At 47.7% G+C, this 706-nt stretch carries 1 protein-coding gene and 1 pseudogene; both read left to right on the top strand.

Annotation, left to right across the window (positions count from 1 at the left end; genetic code table 11):
* The coding region (locus tag AC2A06_RS18740) for a type I secretion C-terminal target domain-containing protein (protein WP_484381284.1) at nucleotides 1-330 on the top strand (330 nt) is incomplete at its 5' end.
* Nucleotides 331-478: 148 nt separating this feature from the next.
* A pseudogene (locus tag AC2A06_RS18735) lies at nucleotides 479-706 on the top strand (hypothetical protein); the annotation flags it as partial.

Genomic DNA, 706 nt, shown 5'->3' with positions numbered 1-706 from the left:
AGCACCGGCGGTAATGGCAGCGATACTATCCATGGCTTCCATGTGGGTAACGTGGTGACTGACGGTGATGCGGACCTGATTGACCTGAGTGATCTGCTGGACTACAACGGCCCAATCTCTTTCTTCCAGGATGATGGCAAGATGGAATTGGACTACTCTTCCCAAGGTATTCTTAAGTACCTGAAGGTGGAGAACATCGGCGATAACACGGTGATCAGTATTGATCGCGATGGTTCAGGCAATGCGAACGCCTTTACCAATGCCATTACGTTGGCTAATGTCCAGACTGATCTGGAAACGTTGCTGCAAAATAACCAAATTATTGTCTAACCAATAAGATGGGGGCCCACAGGGGAAACACTGTGGGCTCTTTTGCATAGCTGATCAACAGATTACGGATGACCTAATTCAGGGTGATGACAACGCCAGCAATTTATTGATATTGATGGATGAGATATCGCCCTATATGGAGATTTTAATGAAAGCTTTTGGTAATAAATTCAAGTACGCCACTATCGTGTCATTAATGTTAGCCAGCGGATGGTGTTCTTTGCCAGCTTCGGCGCAGGAGGGACTCTCTGGTGGGCATAACAATACGGTGTTAGATGCCAATGGGCAGACCGCTGGTTCAGGGACCATTGCAAACGGTTATCGTCCTGTCGGAGAGGTTGTGCCGGAGTTGGCGCAAATTGTCTTCTACTATCCG

The organism is Serratia sp. HNCC26DJ244 (genome assembly GCF_057180565.1).
This window is presented reverse-complemented; position numbering and strand designations above follow the sequence as displayed.